This window comes from Agromyces albus, from assembly GCF_030815405.1.
In the GTDB taxonomy this organism is placed as follows: domain Bacteria; phylum Actinomycetota; class Actinomycetes; order Actinomycetales; family Microbacteriaceae; genus Agromyces; species Agromyces albus_A.
On the sequence record NZ_JAUSWX010000001.1, the window covers coordinates 107,136 to 123,369 of the forward strand.

A 16,234-nucleotide genomic window follows, 5' to 3' on the forward strand; every position below is an offset into this window, starting at 1 on the left:
GCCGAGCGGAACCTGCATCTCACGCCGAAGCAATTGGATATCGCTATCCTTCCGTTCCGAAGGCTAGCGCACCGGGGAACTTCAGCGCAATCGATTGTGCTTGCAACAGGAATCCGGGCAGCGTTCCGCCCGCTGCTGAACCGATTTCAGAGGGCTGGTGCGAACGCGAGCAGCACGCAACCGTGCGCGGGGAGCGCGAGGTCAACCGCTGCGCCTCCCGGAGCAACACCACGCGCGTCATTGGACTGGACCGCCACCGGCCGCGCGGTCACCTCGATCCCCGACCACAGCTCGCGCAGACTTCCCCCGGATGCAGGGATCCCGAGGTTTCCGACGTCGAGCGTGACGACGGTCTCGCTTCGGCCCAGATTGAAAGCGGCGGCGAAACGCACGCCATCCGCGCCGTCGGCTCCCCACAGAACGAGGTCGCCCTCGCGAAGGAGCTCCCGGTTGTTGAACGACGTCCGCAGCACCTCGAGCACGTCGGCATTCGTGAACAGACGGATGGTCGCGGGGTCGCTGGTCGGAAGGTCTCCTCCGATCATCAGCGGAGACTTGGCGATGGACCACAGCGTCATCACGGTGCGGCGCTCGTCAGGCGTCAGGCGATCGTGTCGCGGCTCGCCATGTTCGGCGCGGATGCCGATCCGGCCGAGCGGGAGCATGTCGCCGTCGGGCCATCCGTACTCCGACGCATACGGTGCCCAGCGCGCGAACCGGGCGAAGTTGGCCTCGACGTCTTCCCAGCGGTCCCAGAGGTCGTCGCAGATGCGCCACATCGTTGCGTTGTCGCGCAAGTGGTCGACGCGTGCCAGCGTCACGTCTCGCCCGGGAGAGAGGCTCAGCTGGATGTCGCGTCCGGTGCGTCGGATCGCCTCCGAGTAGGCCTCGATGTCGCTCTTCTGGTACGGCCAGAGCATGTCGTCCGTCTTGATGAAGTCGACGCCCCATTCCGCATACAGCGCCAAGGTGCTGTCGTAGTACGCCTGCGACGCCGCGTTCGTGTGGTCGAGCCCCGCCATGTCGGGATTCCACTCGCACGTGTTGGTGAGGTCGGCGATGTCGGCTGCGGTCGCCGTCGCTCCGAGCACGGGGGTGTTCGCCGCGACAGCCCGCCTCGGGATGCCCCGCATCGTGTGAATGCCGAACTTCAGCCCGAGTGCGTGGATCTTGGCGGCGAGGGGAGCGAAGCCGCGACCATCTGAGGAGCTCGGAAACCGGCCGACGTCGGGGATCAGGCGCCCGTAGTCGTCCATCGCCAGGGGGGCATCGGCGTTGTATCCGTGTGACTTCGCAGTGGGGTCGGACCAGTCGATGTCGACGACGATCGTGTCCCACCCGTACGGCAGGAGGCGCTCGGCCATGAATTCGGCGTTCGCGAGGACCTCGGCTTCGGTGACGGTTGTTCCGAAGCAGTCCCAGCTGTTCCAGCCCATGGGCGGGGTGGGCGCGGGTAGAGAAGCCATGGTGATGAGTGTGTCTTTCCGGGGAGGGGTCAGGCAGGGAGCGGTCGATTCGTCACGGGAGTGACTCGTGGCCCGGGACGACCGTACTGCGGACCAGCCCTCGTGCGTGTCTCCGATCGCGAGGTTTCCGTCATTCGACCATGGCCTCTTCTCGGCTCGTGCCCCAAGCGGAGCTGAGCCGCTCGTACTCTGGGGCGGTCACCGGCAGCACGACACCGTGGCACGGGTCCTTCGGCAGCCGGAAGTTCTCAGAGGGAACCCATCGGCCGCCGGCCAGGTCGGTCGTCTCGAACGGGACGTAACGGCGTTCCGGGGTGAACTCGTCGATCCAGAGGAACCACTTCTCCTCGGTGTTCGACTTGTACACCAATGGCCCCTCGCCCCGGCTGATCGCGTCGAGGCCGATGCCCTCGGCCAGCGGCATCCACTCGCCCGCGGTCAGGGACTCGGATGTCTCTGAGAACACCGACTTGCCGTGCGGCGCCTTCCCGCCGCGCGCGCGTTCGTCTTTGAGGAAGCGGTAGTAGAGGCCCTCGTGGTCGATCACGGTGGCATCGATCGTCTGCCATCCCCGGTCGATCCACACGCGAGGCTCGGAGAACTCGCGGAAGTCACGCGTGAAGGCGTACATGATCCGGTTGTAGCTCTGGCCCACATGTTCGGTGTCGTCGTAGAGGGTCGAGGACCAGTGCACGAGGAACGCGCCCTGCTCGGGATCCCAGACCGACTCCGGTGCCCAGGTGTTGCCCGCCCCGGTCGGTGCGACCTCGACGAGACGGCCTTCTCCCCAGTCCACCAGGTCCGTCGACTCCCAGACCATGATCGAGCGGCTGCCCCAGCGCTGCATCTGGTCCCAGTCGTCGCGGTCGTGTACGCGCAGGTCGGTCGCGACCATGAAAAACCGCGTCGCCGCTGGGGGAGCGGACGATGTGGGGGTCGCGCACGCCGCGATCGCCCAGGGTGGAGAACAGGACCGGCTTGCCGCCGTTGAGATCGTCGAACTGCAGCGGATCGTTCCCTTCGCTCAGGGCGAAATGGATCTGCTCACCGTCGACCGACTCCCGCTTGAAGTGCGCATAGAGGTAGCCCGCATACTCAGTAGGCACGGATCTCCTCCACATCCACCGGGGACTCAGGGAAGGTCAGTCGCACGGTCGAGGCCCGGCGCGGCTCGAACTCGAGCCGGATCGACAGCTCCTCACCGCCAGAGCCGGCCTCATGGAGCGGCTGGAATCCGCGGATGGTGTCCGTGCTCGTCTCGACCAGCCACGGCTGCTTCGGCACCTCGGCGAACACGATGACGATCCGGCTGATCTCGTAGGTGAACTCCAGATGCGCCGCGATCCACGCACCCGGTTCGCGCGAGGCCGCTCTCCAGAACGTGCCGCTGCCGAGCGCGGTCGCGTTGCCGGCCTCGTGCCGGGGCAGCGCGCTGCTCGCGGCCACCGGTCGGTATGCGGTCAACGAGACCTCGCCCGTGCCGGCGGGCGGTTCGGTGACCCACGGAGCGGGCGGCGCGAGCCGCCAGGTGCGCTGGGGCTTTGCCGGCCCTGTCGCGAGGAGCACCAGCTCCGCGGACGACACGCCCTGCGCGGTCGCGCGGATGCGTTGCGTGCCGGGTGCGTACGAGCGGAGCTCGATCGCGCCCGCGCCGCCCCCGAGGCTGTCAGTCTCGGGAGACAGCGTGATGCTGTGACCCGAGGGGAACAGGCTTTCGCCTTCGACGACGGTGAGGGTCACGGCCCGGTCGTCGGCGACGCGGATGCCGTGCTCGTCGAGGAGTTCCACCATGATCTGCACGTCGCCCGTGCCGTCCGTGGGCATCTCCTCGGCGTCGGAGCTCAGGCGCAGCGCGATCGCCGCACCAGGTTCGGGAAACGCAGGCGGGGCGATGCCGCGCAGCTTCTCGCGGTACCAGTAGTACGGTCTGCGCGGCATCCGGAAGTAGTCGACGAGCCCTTGCAGCCCGGCGCCCTCAGCGACGGACTTGTAGTGGAAGGCGCACCACAGGATCTTGCCCGAGCGCCACGGGTAGTCGACCTCGACGCCGTGCTCCCATTGCACCTCGTACTCTCCCGCACCACGACCGCGGACACCGTGGTACTCCGCGACGAGGTTCGGCACGCCGGGGTCGTGGAAGATCTCGGCCCCGTCGCCGTTGTAGCCGGCGAGGTCGCCCAGGACGTCGAAGCCCTTGCGCTGTGCACCCCCGACCGCGGCCGGACGGGTCGGGTCGAGCTCGCGTGCGAGGCCGACCAGCTCGCTCGTCAACGCCTTCGCCTTGCCGACCACGTGGTCGTCGCTGAAGAAGGCCTCGTTGCCGATGCTCCAGGTGACGATGCTGGGGTGGTTGCGTTGGGTCCGGATCATCTCCCGCAGCGCGCGGCGCAGGCTCTCCTCGAACTCCGGCTCGTCCTCCGGGGTCACCGGATAGGCGCTGGCGAACCAGTAACCCTCGATGTTCTCGCCGCCGATGCCCCAGAAGTGCAGCTCGGACCAGAACAGGAGCCCCTGACGATCGCACTCCTCGGCGAAGTAGGGGTGATGGGGGTAGTGGGAGCCGCGGATGATGTTCATGCCGAGGTCCTTGACCATGGCGATGTCCCGGCGGATCCCCGAGCGGGTGCCGGCGTCGCCCCAGCCGCCCCGGTTCTGGTGCACGTTGGCGCCGTGCAGGTCGAGGTGCTCGCCGTTGAGGAAGAATCCGCGGTCGGCGGTGAACTCGAACCAGCGGATGCCGAAGGCCGTAGTCTGCAAGTCGCACACCCTGGCGTCGCCGACGACCGACACGGTGAGGGTGTAGAGGTGCGGGTGGTCCGGATGCCACAACTGCGGCTGGTCGACAGCTCCCGCGAGCGCGACCACCGCGGTCGAGCCGGCAGCGATCGTGCAGCGGACGTGAGGGAACGCCGCGACCGGCCCGCCGGCGTCGGAGACGACGGCCGCGACCGTGACCTCGACCGGACCGGGCTCGTCGTTGACGATCTCGACCGAGGCGTTCACCTCGGCCCGCTCGGAGTCGACGGTCGGGGTGGTCACGCCGATGCCGTACCAGTCGATGCGCACCCGGTCGGCGACGATCAGGCTGACGTCGCGGTAGATGCCTCCGGCGAAGCTGTAGTCCCCGGCTCGGGGTGCCAGGCGCGGGTTCCAGTGATTGTCCACCCGGACGAAGACGTCGTTCGGGCCGGCTGCCACCGCGTCGGAGATGTCGACGACGAACGGCGTGTAGCCGCCCTCGTGGCGCCCGACCAGGCGGCCGTTGACGAACACCTCGGCGACTTGGAACACGCCGAGGAACTCCACGGCGATCCATTTGCCGATCCATGCTTCGGCCACTTCGAGGCGCCGGCGGTAGCAGCCGTGGCCGATGTAGAACCGGGGCTCGCGGAAGTCCGGCAGGTCGAACGAGTGCGGCAGACCGACGTCGTACCACTCGGGGTCGGGGGATTCGAGCTCGGCACCGGGGTGCTCGCCGTAGTCGAACGTCCAGTCGTCGTTGATGAAGCGCTGCTCGCGGATCATGGGGGTCGGGACCTCTCAGCTGTCGGGTGCGGCAGGCGGGCCGCCCACACTCGTGGACGGCCCGCCTGCCTTGACTCGGGTGCGACTACTTGGAGTCTTCCCAGGCTTCCTGGTAGATCTCGACGTAGCGGTCGGCGCCGAGATCGGTGAGGTTCTTCTGGAACTCGGCCCAGGCCTCATCGCTCTCGATGTCGCGGACGCCGGTGACGAACTCCGCGCTCGCCCGGACGATGAAGCTCTCCACGTTGGTCTGGATCGTCCCGAGCTCCTTCGCGGCGTCGCCGGTCACCGTGACATCCCAGTACGGGAACGCCTCGTCGGACTCGTGGCCCTCGTAGAGCTTCGTGGCCTCGAACAAACGGCGCTCGTAGCCGGCGGGCTCGTAGAGCTCAGTGGAGTAGACCTGCCGCTCCCGGAACTCCGCGTCGCTGAAGAACTGCGCGATCGCGCCCCAGCTGTTGTTCACGCCCTCGCCCTCGGCAGGCCTGAGCGTCTTGAACAGCGGCTCGAGGGTTTCGTCGAGGGCTACGTCGCCCGCCTCGGGCTTCGACCAGTTGACGCCCTCGACACCGAACTCGCCCTGCATGTGACCCTCATACGAGACCATGAAGTCCACGATCTGCATGAGCTTCTGCTGCTTGGCCTCACTCGAGCGGTTCGTGATGACGAAGGTCGCGCCGCCCGCGCCGGGGGGGCCGGGGCGGAACGTGCCGCTGCCGTTCGGTCCGGTCAGTGGCGGGACCGCGTCGTACTGCGTGTAGCGCCCGTCCTCGTTGGTGGGCCTGACGAAGCCCGGGTGCATGACGGCGGCGGATCCGATGATCACGCCGTCGGCGCTGTTGCCCTTGGCGTTGAGCGCCTCACCGTTCTGCGTGAAGGCCCCGTCGTCGATCAGTCCGTCCTTGTACAGGGAGGTGACGTACGAGATCCCCGCCCGCCATTCGTCCCGCGTCGGCTGCAGGACGACCTCGCCGTCGACGGCTCCGAGCGAAGCCGGGGTGGCGCCCTTCGCGGACGGGGCCGCGGTGTAGACGAACGGGTTCATCAGGTAGGGGAGGATCGAAGCGCCGACCTCACCGGAGAGGGGGATCTCGTCGGCCTTGCCGTTGCCGTTGGGATCCTGCGTCTTGAACGCCTGCAGCACGGCGCGCAGCTCCTCGGGCGTGGTGGGCTGCTCGAGGCCGAGGGTCTCCAGCCAGGCGGAGTTCATCCACAGCTTCGCAGGGTACGCGCAGTGGAAGCAGTCGTTCCACTGGGGAAGCCCCCAGATGGTCCCATCCGAGGACGTCGCCATCTCCTTGAATTCGGGTTCCTTCTCGAACGCGGCGGTGATGTTCGGGGTGTCCTCGCCGATCAGGTCGTCGAGCGGCAGGAGCACGCCCTGCTCGCCGAGCTTCACCAGCTCTTGGTTGGTGAACTGGTCGACCCACGGAACGAGCATGTAGGCGTCGGGGTAGTCGCCGCTCGCGAGCGAGACCTGCCGCTTCTCGGCGGCCCCAGCCCCGTCGTAGGTGGTCGTCTCGAACTGGAGGTCGACGTCGAACTTCTCTTCGAGCACCTTCGTGAACGCGTTGTCGTTCAGTTTCCCGTCGGCGCCCTGGGGGGCGAAGATGGTGATCACGTCATCGGGAGTGGTCTGCGGACCCGTGGTGCAGGCGGAGAGCGCCGCCGCCGATACGGCCAATGCCGCTCCGGCCGCCGCCGCCCGGGCGAATCTGTTGGTCATCGTTGACTGCCTTTCATTGAGGTGTTGCTGTGATTTGAGGGGGGATTGTCGAGCGTGTACGGATCAGCCCTTGACCGAGCCGATCATCACGCCCTTGGTGAAGTGCCGCGCCACGAACGGGTAGACGAGCATGACGGGCACGGTGGAGACGACGATGAGCGAGAACTTCATGAGGTCGGCGAGCTGCTGTCGCTCGAGCTGGTTCGCGAGGTCCGTGCCTCCGGCGTTGTTGTTGAGCACCAGAATGTTCCGCAGTACCAGCTGCAGTGGATAGAGGTCCTCGCTACGGAGGTAGATCAGTGCGCTGAAGTACTGGTTCCACTGCCCGATGCCGTACATGAGCGCGATGACCGCCAGGAGCGGTTTCGACAGCGGCAGCACCACCGACCACAGGAACCGCAGATCGCTGGAGCCGTCGAGCTGGGCTGCCTCGTAGAGCTCCGCGGGAATCGACGACCGGAAGAAGGTCATCGCGATCAGCACCTGCCACGCCCCGATCGCGGCAGGGATGATCATCGCCCAAGGGGTGTTCAGCATCCCAAGCGACTGCACGACCAAGTAGGTCGGGATCAGCCCTCCGCTGAACAGCATCGTGAACAGGACCCCGCCGATCAGCGCGCGCCGTCCGACGAGCTCGGAGCGCGAAAGCGGGTAGGCGATCATGACGGTCAGGGCGAGGCTGATCAAGGTCCCGGCGACGACGTAGAAGAACGAGTTGCGGAAACCGGTGAGGATGTCGGAGTTGCCCAGCACCGCTTCGTATCCGCGGAGCGTGAAGTCGACCGGCCACAGGAACACCTGTCCGCTCGATACCGCCGCGGGACTCGAGAAGGAGCTGGCCAGGATGTTGATCAGCGGCACGAGCACGAGGAGCAGGAACGTCGTCAGGAGGATGTAGACGCCCGCCATGAAGACCCGGTCGACGCCCGTGTCGTGAATCGGGGTGGGTCGTTGGCGTGTCTTCCGGCGCTTCGTCTCCGCCTCGGCTCCGAAGTCGGGTCGGGTTGCGGTCTCGAGGAACATTGCGTGCTCTCCTTTCACCACAGCCCGTTGCCGGTCACGCGCTTTGAGACGATGTTGACGGCCACGAGGAGGATGAGATTGATGACGGAGTTGAACAGCCCGATCGCGGTCGCGAGGCTGAAGTCGGCGCCGAGCAGGCCGATCTTGTACGTGTAGGTCGCGATGATCTCCGACTGCGAGAGGTTGAGGGGGTTCTGCAGCAGGAACGCCTTCTCGAAGCCGATCGCCATGATGCCGCCGACGCTCAGGATCATCACGACCACGATCGTCGGTGCGATGCCGGGAAGATCGATGTGCCAGATCTTCTGCAGGCGGTTGGCCCCGTCGAGGCGGGCGGCCTCGTACAGGCTCGGGTCGACGCCGGCGAGCGCGGCCATGAAGATGATCGCCGAGTACCCGGCGGTCTGCCAGACGTCGCTCCAGACGTAGACGTGCCGGAAGGATTCCGGGTCGGCGAGGAGGTTCGCGTCCTGGCCGAAGAAGCCGAGGAAATCGGCCATGAATCCGATCCGCGGCGAGAAGATCAGGATGAGCATCGAAACGACGATGACCGTCGAGAGGAAGTAGGGCGCATAGGTGACCAGTTGAACGGTCCGCTTGAAGAAGCGCAGCCGCACCTCGTTGAGGGCCAGCGCCAAGATGACCGGGATCGGGAACCCGGCCAGGAAGCCGTACAGGCTCAGCATCAGCGTGTTGCGGATGAGGTCCCACGCGACCGGGTTGGCGAAGAACCGTTCGAAGTGCTCGAACCCGACCCAGGGGCTGCCCCAGATTCCCGCGACCACGTTGTAGTCCTTGAACGCGATCACATTGTTCGCCATCGGGATGTAGCTGAAGATGACGAAGTGGGCCACCGGGAGGATCAGCAGCAGATAGAGCTGCCAGTGGCGGCGCAAACGCCGGCGCAGACGGCGGCGAAGACGAGGGCCGCTCGCCTCTGGGGCCTCGCTCGGGCCGGAGGGTGCCGCCACCTGGCGGTCCAACACGGCGGTCATGGGGCCGAATCCTTCATCGTCATCATCGCTCCTTCGCGAACTCGGATATCGCTATCCTGCGGCGATCCTGCGGGTCACTATAAGCGCAATCGATTGTGCACGCAACATCGATCGTCCATACTGGACACGTGGTGAGCCTGAGCGATGTTGCCGGACGGGCCGGCGTTTCCGTGTCGGTCGCCTCTCGCGCTCTTTCGGGTGATCCTGCGGCCCGGCTGAGTGAAGCCACCCGCCGACGGGTCCGCCAAGCGGCCGATGAGCTCGCGTACCGGCCCAATCACGCCGGGCGATCACTCCGTCGCGCACGGACCGACGTCATCGCACTGATCGTTCCGGACGTGACGAACGCGCTGTTCGCGGAACTCACACGAGGAGCGGATGCCGAAGCCGCCGCGCGCGGACTCACGGTGCTCCTCGGTCGCGGCGACGAGACGGCGACGGGTCTGGTCCTCGCCGAGCGTCTCTTGGCAGAGGGGCGCGTCGACGGTGTGATCCTCCAGCCCCGCGATGGAGCCGACCCCCAGGAGCTGGCGCCGCTGGCCCGGGCTGGAGCGCCCGTCGTCATCGTCCACGATGAGATCGCCGGCGCGAGCGCGGTGCTCCTCGACGATGCAGCGGCCGCGATGGCAGCCGTTGATCATCTGGTGGCGCACGGACGACAGCGCCTTGCGCTGATCGGCGGAATCGAGGCATCGTCGAGTGCGCGCCGCCGCGAAGCAGGCTTCCGTTCCGCGCTCGCCGCGCACGGAATGCCAGTGAACGAGCAGTGGATCACGCGTCTGGGGTACGGCCCTGAGGATGGCCGCGCGGCGATGGGGCAGCTGCTGAAATCCGACGAACGACCAGACGCGGTCGTGGTCGCGAATGTCAACGCCGGCTTCGGCGCCCTCGCGGAAGCCGCGAGGCTGGGGGTGGCTGTTCCGGAGTCCGTCGCTCTCGTCGCGATCCACGACTCTTGGCCCGCCGCCTACTCGTCGCCGGCGCTGACCTGTGTCCGCACGCCCCTCTACGAACTCGGCCGTGCTGCTGTCGCAGGATTGTCCGATCGCATAGCGGGCGGGGGTCCACAGGTCGTCCGCGTCTCTGTGCCCGCGCCGGTGGTCGTTGCGCGAGCGTCGACGGCGAGTTGATCGTCGCGACATGACACTGCGGGCGTCGTGAGGTACGGTGAACAATCGATTGCGCATTTAGGGAACGTATGGGAGCGACCATGAACGGGAGTGACATGTACAGGACTGACCACTTGGGCTCTGACCCGGGCGTGCTGATCAGCCACGAGCCGGCCGCGCAATTCACCGACGCGTTCCTTCTGGGAAACGGCTCGCTCGGCGCGACGGTCTACGGAGGCCGCGGCATCGAGACATTCGACCTCAACCTCGACACGGTCTGGTCGGGCGGCCCCACCGTCGACGCCGGCGCGGATGATGCGAAGATCATCGACGAGCTGCGCCGCGCCATAGCCGACGATGACCACGACCTCGCAGACGGGTTGGCGAGACGCCTTCAGAGCGACCACTGGACGCAGTCATATCAGCCGGTCGGCCGCCTCACCTGGAGCTGGGGCGATCCTGCGCGCGTGGGTGAATACCGGCGCAGCCTCAACCTCGACGTGGCGGAGGCGAGCGTCGTGCATGCGGCGGAAGAGATGACGGCATTCGTCAGCGCGCCCGATCGCGTCCTGGTCGCCGAGACGACCGGAAGACCGAGCGCAGCATCCGCGGTGTTCACGAGCCCGCACCCCGTGTTGCTCGAGGAGCGGCTCAACGAGGGCGGCATCGAGTGGATCGTCGCGGCGGGGCGTGCGCCGAGGCTGGTCCTGCCGAACTACATTCCGACGGACGACGAGGTCCTGTACGGCGATGAGGCGACGGGTCCCGGCGCCACGGCCCCTGCAGGCATGGGGTGGGCCATCGCCGCGGCAGTCGTCCGCGCGCCCGACGGACGCACCAGGCTGATCGCCGCCGTGACGAGCGGCTTCCGGGGCCATCTCGAACCGGTCGGCATCGACCTCGAGCAGCTCATCGCCGAGGCCCGCGCGCGCGTCGACTCCGCATTGACCGTCCGCGCGCGCGAGCTGATCGATCGGCATCGCGCAGACTATGGCGGGTTGTTCGATCGAGTGAAGATCGATCTGACACCGTCAGGAGCCGACTCGGCCATTGCTGCCCAGCGCTACTTCAACCTCGGGCGCTACCTGCTCATCTCCTCGTCGCGACCAGGTACGCAGGCAGCCAACCTGCAGGGCATCTGGAACATCGACGTGCGACCCGGCTGGAGCTCCAACTACACCAGCAACATCAACGTTCAGATGAACTACTGGGGAGCCGAGGTGGCCGACCTCGCAGAACTCGCGCAGCCACTGCACACACTTGTGACGGACCTGGCAGACGCTGGACGACAGACCGCCCGTCTCCGCTACTCGGCTCGTGGCGCAGCGGTGCACCACAACACCGACATCTGGCGTTTCAGCGCTCCGGTCAAGGGCGAACCGGAATGGTCGAACTGGAGCATGGGGCTGTCGTGGCTCTGCGCGCACCTGGGCGACCGGCTCGACTATCGGTGGTCGGACGAGTTCGCTCGACGAGTCGCAGCGCCTGCCACTCGCGCGGCTGCAGAGTTCGTCCTCGACCAACTGGTGGAGGCCTCCGATCGCCGCCTCGTGGTGAGCCCGTCGAGTTCACCCGAGCATCCGTTCGCGCACAACGGGGCGGTCGCGAGCGTCACGGCCGGAGCGACCATCGATCAGGAGCTCGCCCATGAGTTGCTGTCACGCCATCTCCAGCTCGCCGATGCGCTCGGACTCGCCGATGAGGTCGCGGCGGACGCCGCTGCGGCGGTCGTGCGCCTGCGCCTCCCCGGCATCGACTCCGAGGGGCGAACCGAGGAATGGCGGCCCGGATTCTCGGCAACCGAACTGGACCATAGACATCTGTCCCACCTGTACGGGGCATTTCCGGGAGCCAGGATCACCCCCACCAAGGACCCGGCTGGATTCGAGGGTGTGCGGATGGCGCTGCACTCGCGGCTTGCTCATGGCGGGGGATACACGGGCTGGAGTCAGGCGTGGGTGCTGTGTCTCTCGGCCAGACTCGGAGAGAAGGAATTGGCGGAGCTGTCGTTGTCACGACTGCTCGGGGATCTCAGTTCGGCGTCTCTCCTCGACCTGCACCCCATTGGGAACGGTGGAAACATCTTCCAGATCGATGGCAACTTCGGAGCGATCGCCGGGATCGCGGAGCTCCTGCTGCAAAGCCACGACGGTGCGGTGTCCCTCCTGCCCACCCTTCCGCCGAGCTGGACGCACGGATCGGTCAGCGGCCTGCGGGCCAGGGGCGGCATCGGCGTGGATATCTCCTGGGCCGACGGTGAACTCCAGTCGGCGGAGCTGCGGGTCGAGAACTCAGGCGTTGTCGTCGTAGAGCTGCCTGCTTCGGCCGACGTGGGGCTGATCGATGATCGCGGGGCGCCGGTGCCCCTCGTCGCCGTTCCGAGCGCAGTCGGGCGGCGGCGCTGGCAGTGGTCCGCGACCGCGGGCGGACGGTATCTCGCTAGCGTGGATCCGACCCTGATCGACGGTGGGTCGCGGATTCAGCCCGCGCTCAACACGAGATGAGATGTGTACGAACAACGCAATGAAGAGGACGGAAACACGATGAGCGCACCTGCTGTGGATGGCATCATCCGGCCTGGCACGGTCTTCCACGACGACCGTGGTCACGTCGCCCAACTGCATGGCATCGGCGTCCAGCGCGTCGGCGACCTCTGGTATGCGTGGGGAGAAGACAAGGCCGCCGGCAGCACCTTCACCGCCGTCGCCTGCTACACCTCACCCGATCTCGCCGCTTGGCGCTACGAGGGCAACGCGCTCACCGTCGCCGACGGAGATCTCGCGTCCGATCGCGTGATCGAACGACCGAAGGTGCTCCAGCGCCCCGATGGCGCCTGGGTGATGCTCCTCCACGTCGACACCGCAGACTACTCCTACGCTCGCGTCGGATACGCGATCGCGGAGCATCCGGCCGGCCCCTACCGCTACCTCCACAGCGAGCGGCCGATGGGCAACGTCAGCCGCGATATCGGGGTGTACCAAGAGGACGGCGTCGGCTACCTGCTCTCCGAAGACCGCGACAACGGGCTGCAGATCTACCGGCTTCGTCCCGACTACCTGGGTGTCGAGAGCATCGTGGCGACCCTCCGGCAGCAGGATCGCCCTGAGTTCGGGTACGAGTCACCCACCATGGTGCGCCACGGCGACACGTACTACCTGTTCGGCTCCGACCTGACCGGTTGGAGCATGAACGAGAACAAGTACGCCACCGCGACGGACCTGGCCGGGCCGTGGACACCGTGGCGGAACGTCGCCCCCGAGGGGACCCGCACGTTCGAGTCCCAAGTGAGCGTGGTGGTCCCAGTGGATGGCGGCCACGTCTACATCGGCGACAGATGGAACCCCGACGACCTCTTCCGGTCGCCCGCTGTCGTACTCCCGCTGCGCATCGCCGACGGCACGGCCGAACTCGTCTGGCATGACGGGTGGCAGGTCGACGAGCTGTTCCGATGAGCGCGACGGATGCCGCCTCACGATCGCGCTCGCTGCGGGCAACCGATCTCGGCGACGTCCTGCTCATCGATCCCTACCTCGTCAACGCCCATCAGAAGATGGTCGACTATCTGCTGCGTCTCGAACCCGACCGATTCCTCTCCGGCTTCGCCACGAATGCGGGCTTGACCCCGACAGCCGAGGGCCCCTACGGCGGCTGGGAGCGCACGAGCGGCACCAGGTTCCAGGGGCACTTCTTCGGCCACTACGTCTCGGCCCTCTCGCAGGCGTATGCCGGGTCGACCCAGGATGCGGAGAAGGCCCGTCTCCTGGCGAAGCTCACCACCGCCGTGAACGGGCTGAAGTTTGCACAGGCCGCGTACGCGACGAAGGATCCGGCGAATGCCGGGTACGTATCGCCGTTCCCGGTCGACCTGCTGCCGCACGGGGGCGACGGACTCCTCGTGCCGTTCTACAACCTTCACAAGGTGCTGGCCGGGTTGCTCGCCGCGTTCCAGCGGGCTCCCGAACCCGTGGCCGCCACCGCATTGGAGGTCGCGTCGCACTTCGGCACCTGGTTGGAGCGCTGGGCGGGCCGCCAAGCCGACCCGGCCGCTCTTCTGCAGACCGAGTACGGCGGGATGAACGAGGCGCTGTACGAGCTCTTCGGCATCACGAAGGACCCCGACCACAAGCGGGCGGCCGAGTACTTCGACGAGGTCGGGCTCTTCGAGCAGCTCGCCGCGGGCAACGACGTGCTCAACGGCAAGCATGCCAACACGACGATCCCGAAGCTGGTCGGCGCCCTCAAGCGCTACACGGTGCTGACGGAAGCCCCCGACCTCTCCGCGATGCTGACTCAGGCCGAGAAGGACGATCTCGGCACCTATCGAATGGCCGCCGAACGCTTCTGGCAGATCGTCGTCGACGATCACACCTACGCGAACGGCGGCAACAGCCGGGGCGAGCACTTCCATGCCGTCGGCACCCTGCACGAGCGGGCAACGAACGGCGAGACCACGGGTTACGGCGAGAACTCGACGGTCGAGGGATGCAACGAGTACAACATGCTCAAGCTCTCACGAGCCCTGTTCCGAGTCGACCCCGACGTGAAGTACGCGGACTACTACGAGTGGGCCTACCTCAACAGCATCCTTGCTTCGCAGAATCCCGAGACGGGCATGATGACGTACTTCCAGCCCCAGACCGCGGGCTACGCGAAGGTGTTCGGGCGTGAGTTCGACGAGTTCTGGTGTGATCACGGCACCGCCACCGAGAGCTTCACGAAGCTCGGCGACTCGATCTACTTCATCGACGAGAAGTCGATCTACGTGAACATGTTCCGATCGACGGTGCTCTCGAGCACGGAGCACAACCTGCGGCTCGAGCAGACGGCGGACGTTCCCAACGACGAGACGATGACGATCTCGGTCTCAGCTCTCGACGCAGGCGCGGTCGCCCCGGGCACGACGCTGCTGCTTCGCGTGCCGTCATGGGTAGCCGGCACGCCGACCCTCGTCGTCAACGGGCAGCCGGAGGACATCTCGGCGCTCCATCACGACGGCTACCTGGCGTTCGAGGTCGCCGCGGGCGATGAGATCATCTACACGCTGCCGGCGAAGGTCGCTGTCGACGACGCCACCGAGAACCCGAACTGGGTCGCTTTCACGTACGGACCCGTGCTGCTCGCCACCGAACTCAGCCGCAAGAACGTGGACTCGACGTACACCTCCGGCGTGCTCGTGCGGATGAGCGTGGCTGACAAGACGCTCGGCAACAACCTCCGCGTCGACGATGCTGCAAGGTGGAAGCGCGACATCGAAGCAAACCTCCTCCGCATCGAGAACGGCGAGAACGCGAACGGCGTCGAGACGATGCGTTTCTCGCTGGAGCGCGTCGACGCGGCATCCGCCGACCTGGTGTTCGAGCCGTACTACAGCCTCTATGACGCGCGCTACGCCACGTACATGACGCTCGTGGAGCCGGATTCCCCGCAACGGTCCTAGTCCCGTGGGCGGCGTCTACGGTGTCACCATCACGGCGTATGCGCAGGATCACACGACCTCGGTCGCGTATCGCCTCGAGATCGTGCGCAGCGACCAGTGACGGTCAGCCGTCGTTCCGCCGGGGGTTCGGCGGGCGGCGGCGTTCCCACGCGTCGATGATGTGCGCACGCATGGCCGCCTCGGCGGCTTCGGGATCGGCCGCCTCGATGGCCGCGAACACCGCCTCGTGTTCGTCGAGCGTGAGCTCGAGCTCACTGTGCCTGCTGAACCGGGCGCTGAGCCGTGCCTGGTAGAAGAGCGTCTTGACGATGTTGTCGGCAAGGCGATTGTCGGTCATCTCACCGACGACGGCGTGGAACACCACGTCGGCCTCGCCGAACGCCGGCTCGTCGCCGATCGTGTCTCGCATGAGCTGGAGGGCGTTGCGCAGACGCTCGAGCTGTTGTTGCGTGCGCGATTCGGCGGCATCCTTCGCGATGACCGCTTCGAGCGCGGCGCGCACCTCGGTCAGATCGTCGAGCACGCCGAGCGTCGCGTCGTTCGCCACGAGGGCGGAGAGCACGGTCGCGTCGAGCATGTTCCATGAGCGGGATGGGGTCACTTGAGTGCCGCGGCCTTGCGCCACGGTGACGAGCCCCTTCTCCTCGAGGCGCTTCACCGACTCTCGGATGACCGTGCGACTGACGCCGAACTGCTCGCAGAGCACTGCCTCGGGAGGGAGCGTTCCCCCGGTCGGGATGTCGCCGCGCACGATCGCCTCGACGAGCTCGGCGACCACCGTCACCCCGAGCCTCGGCGAGCGCGCCCGCGTGGTCATCGATGGCGACCAACCCGACTGAACGGTCTCGTCAGCCGTGCTCGATTCAGGAGACATGCGCACAGCCTAGCGAGCACGACGTCACACCTATGATGTTCACTCTTGCAGAGTACATCACATGTATGATGTAATCACT

The 16,234-nt window shown here is 66.7% G+C and carries 11 protein-coding genes; 4 read left to right on the plus strand and 7 right to left on the minus strand.

Features of this window, described 5'->3' with window-relative positions; all coding sequences use genetic code 11:
• Positions 1–146: 146 nt before the first annotated feature.
• The 6 genes from QFZ29_RS00450 to QFZ29_RS00475 all read right to left on the minus strand — a co-directional run bounded on the left by QFZ29_RS00450 (position 147) and on the right by QFZ29_RS00475 (position 8,735).
• The gene (locus QFZ29_RS00450) at positions 147–1,466 is read right to left on the minus strand and encodes an alpha-galactosidase (RefSeq protein WP_306892274.1); all 1,320 of its coding nucleotides are present in this window, start codon (positions 1,464–1,466) and stop codon (positions 147–149) included.
• Between the two features lie 130 nt (positions 1,467–1,596).
• On the minus strand, positions 1,597–2,361 hold the full coding sequence (locus QFZ29_RS00455; protein ID WP_306892275.1) for a glycoside hydrolase family 43 protein: 765 nt from the start codon (positions 2,359–2,361) through the stop codon (positions 1,597–1,599).
• 200 nt (positions 2,362–2,561) lie between these two features.
• On the minus strand, positions 2,562–4,991 hold the full coding sequence (locus tag QFZ29_RS00460) for a glycoside hydrolase family 2 protein (RefSeq protein ID WP_306892276.1): 2,430 nt from the start codon (positions 4,989–4,991) through the stop codon (positions 2,562–2,564).
• A gap of 85 nt (positions 4,992–5,076) precedes the next feature.
• A complete protein-coding gene (locus QFZ29_RS00465; RefSeq protein WP_306892278.1) occupies positions 5,077–6,717 on the minus strand; it encodes an extracellular solute-binding protein in 1,641 nt (546 codons plus the stop codon).
• 63 nt (positions 6,718–6,780) lie between these two features.
• On the minus strand, positions 6,781–7,740 hold the full coding sequence (locus QFZ29_RS00470) for a carbohydrate ABC transporter permease (protein WP_306892279.1): 960 nt from the start codon (positions 7,738–7,740) through the stop codon (positions 6,781–6,783).
• A 14-nt stretch (positions 7,741–7,754) separates the two neighbouring features.
• Complete coding sequence (locus QFZ29_RS00475; RefSeq protein WP_306892280.1) at positions 7,755–8,735, minus strand: ABC transporter permease; 981 nt, start codon at positions 8,733–8,735, stop codon at positions 7,755–7,757.
• Between the two features lie 131 nt (positions 8,736–8,866).
• Between QFZ29_RS00475 and QFZ29_RS00480 the strand changes: the two genes are divergently transcribed.
• The 4 genes from QFZ29_RS00480 (at position 8,867) to QFZ29_RS00495 (ending at position 15,281) form a co-directional block, all read left to right on the plus strand.
• The gene (locus tag QFZ29_RS00480) at positions 8,867–9,865 is read left to right on the plus strand and encodes a LacI family DNA-binding transcriptional regulator (RefSeq protein ID WP_306896550.1); all 999 of its coding nucleotides are present in this window, start codon (positions 8,867–8,869) and stop codon (positions 9,863–9,865) included.
• 95 nt (positions 9,866–9,960) lie between these two features.
• Positions 9,961–12,348, plus strand: a complete 2,388-nt coding sequence (locus QFZ29_RS00485; RefSeq protein WP_306892281.1) for a glycosyl hydrolase family 95 catalytic domain-containing protein — start codon at positions 9,961–9,963, stop codon at positions 12,346–12,348.
• A 39-nt stretch (positions 12,349–12,387) separates the two neighbouring features.
• Positions 12,388–13,296: a family 43 glycosylhydrolase gene (locus QFZ29_RS00490; RefSeq protein WP_306892282.1), complete on the plus strand. Its 909-nt coding sequence runs from the start codon at positions 12,388–12,390 to the stop codon at positions 13,294–13,296.
• Complete coding sequence (locus tag QFZ29_RS00495) at positions 13,293–15,281, plus strand: glycoside hydrolase family 127 protein (RefSeq protein ID WP_306892283.1); 1,989 nt, start codon at positions 13,293–13,295, stop codon at positions 15,279–15,281. The genes QFZ29_RS00490 and QFZ29_RS00495 overlap by 4 nt, the downstream gene beginning before the upstream one ends.
• A gap of 103 nt (positions 15,282–15,384) precedes the next feature.
• Here QFZ29_RS00495 and QFZ29_RS00500 read toward each other — a convergent pair whose 3' ends face one another.
• On the minus strand, positions 15,385–16,155 hold the full coding sequence (locus QFZ29_RS00500; protein ID WP_306892284.1) for a FadR/GntR family transcriptional regulator: 771 nt from the start codon (positions 16,153–16,155) through the stop codon (positions 15,385–15,387).
• Positions 16,156–16,234 lie beyond the last annotated feature (79 nt).

What these genes read in the sequence shown, in the direction of transcription:
- QFZ29_RS00450 (WP_306892274.1), bottom strand. Translation starts at nt 1,466, where the DNA reads ATGGCTTCTCTACCCGCGCCCACCCCGCCCATGGGCTGGAACAGCTGG.
- QFZ29_RS00455 (WP_306892275.1), bottom strand. Translation starts at nt 2,361, where the DNA reads ATGGTCGCGACCGACCTGCGCGTACACGACCGCGACGACTGGGACCAG.
- QFZ29_RS00460 (WP_306892276.1), bottom strand. Translation starts at nt 4,991, where the DNA reads ATGATCCGCGAGCAGCGCTTCATCAACGACGACTGGACGTTCGACTAC.
- QFZ29_RS00465 (WP_306892278.1), bottom strand. Translation starts at nt 6,717, where the DNA reads ATGACCAACAGATTCGCCCGGGCGGCGGCGGCCGGAGCGGCATTGGCC.
- QFZ29_RS00470 (WP_306892279.1), bottom strand. Translation starts at nt 7,740, where the DNA reads ATGTTCCTCGAGACCGCAACCCGACCCGACTTCGGAGCCGAGGCGGAG.
- QFZ29_RS00475 (WP_306892280.1), bottom strand. Translation starts at nt 8,735, where the DNA reads ATGACCGCCGTGTTGGACCGCCAGGTGGCGGCACCCTCCGGCCCGAGC.
- QFZ29_RS00485 (WP_306892281.1), top strand. Translation starts at nt 9,961, where the DNA reads ATGTACAGGACTGACCACTTGGGCTCTGACCCGGGCGTGCTGATCAGC.
- QFZ29_RS00490 (WP_306892282.1), top strand. Translation starts at nt 12,388, where the DNA reads ATGAGCGCACCTGCTGTGGATGGCATCATCCGGCCTGGCACGGTCTTC.
- QFZ29_RS00495 (WP_306892283.1), top strand. Translation starts at nt 13,293, where the DNA reads ATGAGCGCGACGGATGCCGCCTCACGATCGCGCTCGCTGCGGGCAACC.
- QFZ29_RS00500 (WP_306892284.1), bottom strand. Translation starts at nt 16,155, where the DNA reads ATGTCTCCTGAATCGAGCACGGCTGACGAGACCGTTCAGTCGGGTTGG.